Origin of the sequence: Acinetobacter sp. UBA6526 (assembly GCF_002434875.1) — a bacterium.
In the GTDB taxonomy this organism is placed as follows: Bacteria; Pseudomonadota; Gammaproteobacteria; order Pseudomonadales; family Moraxellaceae; genus Acinetobacter; species Acinetobacter venetianus.
The window spans coordinates 1-7,772 of sequence record NZ_DJLC01000217.1 but is presented as its reverse complement, the minus strand read 5'-3'; the positions used below and the strand labels follow the sequence as shown (position 1 = coordinate 7,772).

At 40.3% G+C, this 7,772-nt stretch carries 8 protein-coding genes; 3 read left to right on the top strand and 5 right to left on the bottom strand.

The features are described 5' to 3' along the window. The 5 genes from mnmE to rpmH all read right to left on the bottom strand — a co-directional run. Positions 1 to 1,152 (bottom strand): tRNA uridine-5-carboxymethylaminomethyl(34) synthesis GTPase MnmE (mnmE, locus tag B4237_RS14860; RefSeq protein WP_286943766.1); only part of this gene is annotated, 1,152 nt, incomplete at its 3' end. A 115-nt stretch (positions 1,153 to 1,267) separates the two neighbouring features. Next, positions 1,268 to 3,025 carry a membrane protein insertase YidC gene (gene yidC, locus B4237_RS14855; protein ID WP_004882236.1) on the bottom strand — a complete coding sequence of 586 codons (1,758 nt, stop codon included), beginning with the start codon at positions 3,023 to 3,025 and terminating at the stop codon, positions 1,268 to 1,270. 5 nt (positions 3,026 to 3,030) lie between these two features. Continuing rightward, a complete protein-coding gene (gene yidD / locus B4237_RS14850; protein ID WP_004882239.1) occupies positions 3,031 to 3,351 on the bottom strand; it encodes a membrane protein insertion efficiency factor YidD in 321 nt (106 codons plus the stop codon). A gap of 10 nt (positions 3,352 to 3,361) precedes the next feature. Beyond that, entirely contained in the window at positions 3,362 to 3,757 is a 396-nt protein-coding gene (gene rnpA, locus B4237_RS14845; protein ID WP_019385918.1) for a ribonuclease P protein component, read from the bottom strand. 28 nt (positions 3,758 to 3,785) lie between these two features. Beyond that, the gene (gene rpmH, locus B4237_RS14840; RefSeq protein WP_000831329.1) at positions 3,786 to 3,920 is read right to left on the bottom strand and encodes a 50S ribosomal protein L34; all 135 of its coding nucleotides are present in this window, start codon (positions 3,918 to 3,920) and stop codon (positions 3,786 to 3,788) included. A 671-nt stretch (positions 3,921 to 4,591) separates the two neighbouring features. Here rpmH and dnaA point away from each other — a divergent pair. From dnaA to recF, 3 genes are all read left to right on the top strand, one after another. Further along, entirely contained in the window at positions 4,592 to 5,992 is a 1,401-nt protein-coding gene (dnaA, locus tag B4237_RS14835) for a chromosomal replication initiator protein DnaA (RefSeq protein ID WP_278595861.1), read from the top strand. A gap of 90 nt (positions 5,993 to 6,082) precedes the next feature. Further along, a complete protein-coding gene (dnaN, locus tag B4237_RS14830) occupies positions 6,083 to 7,231 on the top strand; it encodes a DNA polymerase III subunit beta (protein ID WP_004882247.1) in 1,149 nt (382 codons plus the stop codon). A gap of 27 nt (positions 7,232 to 7,258) precedes the next feature. Next, positions 7,259 to 7,772: DNA replication/repair protein RecF (gene recF, locus B4237_RS14825; RefSeq protein ID WP_286943762.1), on the top strand; the 514-nt coding region annotated here is incomplete at its 3' end.

Genomic DNA, 7,772 nt, shown 5'->3' with positions numbered 1-7,772 from the left:
AATAAAGGTGTCTTCCTCAGGCTGAAAGCCTGCATGCGCTGTAATCGCATCTATAAGCGCCTGAACACCCATATCCTGTTTAGCAGACACACTGATATGACGGAAGCCCTGATAATCACTTAAAGTCGCATCCTGACTCGTTAAATCGCATTTATTGCCAATTAACAGTAAACGCTTCGGTTCAAGATGATCGGCAAAATATTCACGTGCTAGCTGTAACGGTTCATCGCCTTGATTTAAATCATAAACCAGTAGTAATAAATCCGCCTGTTCAATTTCCTTAATGGCACGACGAATCCCTTCTTGTTCGACAATATCACCTGTTTCACGTAAACCAGCGGTATCAGTTAAAGTAATTGGTAAACCATTCAAACTGATTTTTTCATGCAACACATCTCGAGTCGTTCCCGCAATATCCGTCACAATCGCACGCTCATGCCCTGCAAGTGCATTTAACAGGCTCGATTTACCCGCATTTGGCTTACCCGCAATGACGACCTGTAAACCCTCACGTAACAGCTGTCCTTGACGTGCAGATTGCTGTACCGCTTTAACCGAGGCTTGTACATCATCCAATAGCGCTAAGATCTTACCATCCGCAAGGAAATCAATTTCTTCTTCTGGAAAATCAATCGCAGCTTCGACATGTAAACGTAAATGAATCAGCTTTTCTAAAACTGTATTAATTCTGGTTGAAAATGCACCTTGTAATGAACGAACCGCAGAACGTGCAGCCGCCTGTGAGGTCGCATCAATCAAGTCAGCAATCGCTTCAGCCTGCACCAAATCCATTTTGCCATTTTCAAAAGCGCGCATGGAAAACTCACCTGCTTTTGCAGCAGTCGCGCCCAAATCGAGTAAACGTGCCAACAAGGCATTCTGGATGACAGGACCACCGTGCCCCTGCAACTCCACTACATCTTCACCTGTGAACGAATGAGGATTTGGAAAACAGAGCACAATCCCTTCATCCATGACGGAACCATCAGCATCATAGAACTGACGAAAACCAGCCATACGTGCTATAGGAAGACTTTTTTGCGTCAGTTGCGCTGCAATCGCATAAGCTTTTGGCCCAGACAGACGAATCACGCCCACACCACCACGACCTAAAGGGGTAGCAATCGCAGCAATTGTGGTTTGATGTTGCATGTTAAATTCACCTAGAAAAAGCAAGGATGATGTAATCAAGCACCCTTAATACAGACAAAGAAAAATCCGCCTAAGATTACCATCTTAAGCGGATTTATTCAGTAAAAGTTCGAGATTAAGACGCTGACTCAACCTTGTTGAGACGGTCTTTTTCGACACCTTTGTTAATAAACCATTGTTGCAAAATGGTAATACTGTTGTTGACGATCCAGTAAAGCACTAAACCAGCAGGGAAGAACAACATGAATACCGTAAACATGATTGGCATGATACGGAATACTTTTGCCTGCATTGGATCGGTCGGTTGTGGGTTTAACATTTGCTGCACAAACATGGTCACACCCATGATCAACGGCAAGATAAACCATGGATCCATCGCAGATAAATCCTGAATCCAGCCTAACCAAGGTGCATGACGGAGTTCTACAGATTCCATCAATACCCAGTACAACGCTAAGAAGATTGGCATTTGTAATAATAACGGTAAGCATCCAGACAGTGGATTTACTTGCTCGCGCTTATATAACGCCATCATTTCTTGAGAGAAGCGCATACGGTCTTCGCCAAATTCTTCTTTCATGCGCTGCATTTCAGGTGCAATCACACGCATTTTTGCCATCGAACGATAACTTTTCGAAGAAAGTGGCCATAAGATCGCTTTCACCAAGATCGTCAAGAAAATAATTGACCAACCCCAGTTACCAATGATGTTATGGAAGAATTGCAAGCCCAAGAATAAGAGTTTCGCAATTGGCCATAACCAACCATAATCCACAGTTTGGTTTAAACCAGCAGCTAAATCTTTAAGCTCAGATTGAATTTTTGGACCAGAATAAAGTTTCGCATCCACTTCCATTGATGTACCCGCAGGTACGTTAATCACTGGAGAAGTGAAGCCCATGATATTCATACCATCAGCAGACTGACGTGACTCTAGTTTCGCAGTATACGGCTGACCATTCGCTTGAGTGAGTTTTAAATCACCAGGAATCCACGCACTGACGAAATAGTGCTGAACCATAGCAACCCAGCCACCTTTGGCTTCAACATTCAACTTTTCATCGTTAAAATTCGCAAATTTCAACTTGTTGTAATGTTCTTCAGGTGTACCCCATGCCCCACCCAGGTAAGTACCTAAAGTGAAAATACCTTGCGAAGACTTGCCAGGATCATCCGAATTATCACGTTTTAACTGACCAAACATTTGACCTTGCCAGTTTTGCTGGCTACGGTTAATCACTTGATGTTTTACCGTAATTGGATAGTCACCTTGCGTGAACGTAAATGTCTTGATGACTTCAACGCCTTCAGGTGTTTTAAAAACCAATGGAACGGTTAAAACTTGACTGGTTTTCCCATCTTGAGCAGCAACACTTTTTGCATCAGCCAAGGTATAAGATGTTTTTTCCACATCATACATTGGACGACCATTACGGCTGCTATCTGGTCCGTTTAAGCCAATTAAACCTGATTGAGCAACGTAAGTACGTTTCGCATCACTTTCAAGCATAACGAATGGTTTTTCGCTGTCTTTACTTTCGTCATGGCTTAACAATTCAATACGGACAATATCACCACCTTTCGGATTGATCCAAAGATGATAAAGATCGGTTTTTACCGAAATCAATTGCTGAGTCACAGAAGGTGTTTCTGTGGCTTGCGATGTAGTCACATTTGCTTGTGGCAAGTCTGAAGCCGCTGTTGCATTTTGTGTATTTGGCAAATCTGCAGATACATCATGTGCAGTCACAACTGCCGCAGGTTGTTGCGGTGTTGTTTGCGCATGACCATAATCTTTTTGCCAAGCCAAAATTAGCAAATATGCGGTAACAAACATGGCTCCAAGAATTGCAAATCTGGCCCATTGTTGCATATCTATTATCCCAAATGATTAAAGAGATTTTGCTTGAATAAACGATCACGAAAGGGTACAGCAACGTGATGCTTTTGAGAATCTATTTGATGAAACGAAATAAAACGAAGTGCTTTTGGTGGCACAGGATCATATCCAGAACCGCCCCAAGGATGACAACGACAGACGCGTTTCGTTGATAGCCATACACCTTTTACTGCACCATGTGTTTGCAATGCTTCAATTGCATATTGTGAGCAAGTGGGAATATAGCGACAACGAGGACCCAATAATGGACTAATTGCGATTTGGTAACATCTGATCAACCAATGCAGTAAACGTACCATTAGAGATTCTCTAATTTTGGAGGGGTGCCACAACGACTTTAGAATGCTTCTTTGCTAAACGTTGTAATTTTTGCCAAGCAAAATCTAATTGTTGATGTAATTCTTTATTTGCGATTGCTTCTATACCAACTTTAGGCATCACTACAATATCGATATCAGCATTAAATTGCGCTTGATGTAAACGAAAGCTCTCTCGAGCAAGACGTTTTATTCGATTTCGCTCATGTGCACGACGTACCTTTTTTTTAGCAACGACAATACCCAAACGGCTTTTAGGCTGTTCGGTTAATTTTGCTAAAAATAGGAAATGGGGTTGATGCACTTTAAAAAGCGCACCATCAAATACGCTTTTATAATCTGCAGCACAACGAATACGAGATTCAGTGCCAAAACTGTAAAGTGTCATCACCCAAGTCTGGTCTACTTAACAGTAATTAAACAGTTAAGCTATGACGACCTTTCGCACGACGACGAGCTAAAACTTGACGACCAGCTTTAGTTGCCATACGAGCACGGAAACCATGAACGCGTTTACGCTTTAATTCAGATGGTTGGAAAGTACGTTTCATATCGAAACTCCCAAAATGATCTTTCTATAAAGGTCCGCGATTTTATTGTGCAATGTTTACGCTGTCAATGAAAAATCAAAAACTTTACATTTTGTTTGTGCTGTTTTGAACCAACTACAACTCTCTCATTTTCTATAATTTAAGTAGCAACAAAAAATATACACAAGCTATCTATTTAAATTATATCGCAATTCATTTATATTCACAGCCTATAAACATTGTTATCAACAACATACCTCTCAGTTTAAATTTATTTCTTGGATTTTGAATTTAAATTTCGATATGCTCAGTTATCCACAATCCGAATCATCCTTATAAGTAAATTCAAATTTTAAAATTTAAATTTATTCTTATTAGTGTAGATTTATTCTGTGGAAAGTTAACTTTTTTAAAAAATAAACATGTATTTAGCTTGTGGATAATGGTGTTTTTATTGCCTTTATGGATTGTGGATAACTTGAAGTGCAAAACTATCCACAGCTTCTGCAAAAAGTTATGCACATGTGCTTTTAAATTTAAATTTATTAACGAATGTTTTATTTTTCAGCGAAAGTTCTATAAATTTGCCTGACAGATGTGGATAACTTGGTTAGAATGGCGACCCCTTTGAAAGATGAGGGTGCGTGGTTTTTATTTTTTGAATTTAAAAAATGGATAGATAGGGGATGCACATGCTTTGGACAGACTGCTTAACTCGCTTGCGACAAGAGCTCTCTGATAACGTCTTTGCAATGTGGATTCGTCCTTTGGTTGCTGAAGAGGTTGATGGTGTGATGCGTTTATATGCACCTAACCCTTATTGGACCCGCTATATTCAAGACAATCATTTAGAGTTAATTTCTATTCTTGCTGAACAACTTTCTGAAGGTCGCGTTCGTCAAGTCGAAATTTTGGTGGATTCTCGCCCAGGAACGATTTTGTCGTCTAATGAGCAACCTGCGACTACAACTGCCGCTCTAAGTTTAACACCGCCACCATCAATACAAACTAAAGCCAAAAAAGAACCTGATTTAGTCCAACCAAGTCAAAACGTCAGCAAAATTCCAAAGAAAAGACAGTTAAACCCATTGTTTACTTTTTCTTTGTTTGTCGAAGGTCGTTCCAACCAAATGGCTGCGGAAACTTGTCGCAAGGTGTTGACGCAACTGGGAGCATCTCAGCATAACCCTTTATTTTTATACGGTCCTACAGGTCTTGGTAAAACGCACTTAATGCAAGCCGTTGGTAATGCTTTATTACAGGCAAAACCAAATGCGCGTGTGATGTACATGACTTCAGAAAGTTTTGTTCAAGATTTTGTGAGCTCATTGCAAAAAGGCAAGGTTGAAGAATTTAAGAAAAATTGCCGTTCATTAGATTTATTATTGGTGGATGATATTCATTTACTCGCAGGAAAAGAAGCGAGTCTTGTTGAGTTTTTCTATACTTTCAATGCTTTACTTGATGAATCTAAGCAAATCATCTTGACATCAGACCGTTATCCAAAAGAACTCACCGAACTTGATCCGCGTCTGGTTTCTCGATTCTCTTGGGGATTATCAGTTGGTGTTGAGCCACCAGATATTGAAACTCGTATCGAAATTTTATTAAAAAAAGCAGAAAATAGTGGCGTAGATTTACCTCGAAATTGTGCATTATTTATTGCTCAACAAGTGGTTGCGAACGTTCGTGAACTTGAAGGTGCTTTGAATAAAGTGGTCGCGATTTCACGTTTTAAAGGTACTGCGATTGATCTAGATGTGGTGCGTGAATCTTTAAAAGATGTTTTGGCGATTAGAGCAAGAACGATCAGTGTAGAAAATATCCAGCGTGTGGTCAGTGAATATTTCCGTATTCCGCTGAAAGAGCTAACTGGACCTAAGCGAACACGTATTTATGCGCGCCCACGTCAATTGGCGATGGGGCTAGCTCGTGAATTAACAGGGGATAGTTTCCCTGAAATTGGTATGGCATTTGGTGGTCGTGATCATAGTACCGTCATGCATGCCTGTGAAAAAGTGGTGAGCTTACGGGAAGAAGATCCTATTTTTAATGAAGACTATAAAAATTTACTTCGCTTGTTACAAAGTTAATCTATTTTTCAGAGTTGCAAACTGCTTTTAAGTGCAGCATAGTACACTGCTAACATTCATATTCAGCTTCCGTTGTAAGAGGAAAAAATCGTGCGTTTGAAAATCGCTAAAGAAAGTTTACTCAATGTTTTATCACATGTGGTGGGGGCTGTAGAACGCCGTCATACTTTGAACATTCTTTCAAACGTAAAAATTCAAACTACGCAACAAGCTTTGACCATTACTGGTTCTGACTTGGAAGTTGAATTGGTTGCAAGTACGACCTTAGCAGAAGGTGCTTGCTTAGAAGCGGGTGAAACGACTGTACCTGCACGTAAGTTGGTTGAAATTTGTAAATCTCTGCCTACTGCGGCCTTGATCGATTTGCAAATCACAGAAGATCAGCGTTGTATTTTAAAGTCAGGGAATAGCCGTTTTGTTTTAGGTACATTGCCTGCAGAAGATTATCCATTACTCACCACTGAAAACAGTCAGGGTACACAAGTCCAAGTCACTCAACGTGAATTAAAACGTTTATTTGAAAAAACAGCGTTTGCAATGGCGGTTCAGGATGTACGTTTTTATTTGACGGGTACATTGTTAGAAATTGATCAAAATCAACTGCGTACAGTGACGACAGATGGTCATCGTTTAGCGTTATGTGAAGTATTGGCTTCATCAACTGCATCAGCTCCGATTCAAGCGATTGTTCCCCGTAAAGCGGTGGGTGAATTACAACGTTTACTTAGTATTGAAGATGAACAACTCACTTTATTAATTGGTCGTGAGTTGTTGAATGTCACGATTAATACCCCGAGCCGTGATAAAGAGCAGGGTGATATTGTTGTTCGTTTCACGACGAAATTGATCGATGGTAAATTCCCAGATTATCGCCGTGTCATTCCTAAAGGCGGGGATAAGCATGTATTTATCGCGCATGATGTCTTTAAGCAATCATTGCAACGTGTTGCGATTCTAAGTAATGAAAAATTACGTGGTGTTTTCTTAAACTTTAATCAAGATTCATTACAACTCCGCGCAAATAACCCTGAGCAAGACGAAGCGGTTGAAGATTTAGCGATCCAATATCAAGATGCACCATTAGAAATGTCATTTAATGCACAATATATCCTTGATGTTTTAAGTGTTTTAGATGGTGATGATGTGAAAATGAGCATGACTGAAGCCAATCAATCTGTGTTGGTTCAGGATCCAGCACATCCAGATCAAACTTATGTTGTGATGCCAATGCGAGTTTAATTTGTATTGATGATTCGAGTCTAAATCATGCAAATCACGCGTTTAAATATCGAACGTGTACGGAATCTAAAAGCGGTTGCACTCAATGAGTTGCAACCGTTTAATATTTTTTGTGGTGCAAATGGTTCTGGAAAGACCTCTATTTTAGAGTCAATTCATTTATTGGCGACAGGTCGCTCGTTTCGCACCCATATTCCCAAACATTACATCCAATACGATGCTGCAGATGCCATTGTTTTTGCGCAATCAGCGAATGAACGAATCGGAATGCAGAAGCTTGCGTCTGGTGAGCAGCTCATCAAAGTCAATGGCGATACGATTGCGACACAAGGGCAGCTCGCAAAGTTACTGCCTCTTCAGCATATTGATCCGCAAAGTACCGATATTATCGATCATGGTGCGAAACCACGGCGGCAGTTATTAGACTGGTTGATGTTCCACGTGGAACCTGAGTTTTATTTTGCATGGCAATATTATTCACGTGCATTAAAGCAACGAAATAGTTTACTCAAAACACGGCGTAATTTAACTCTGGCTGATT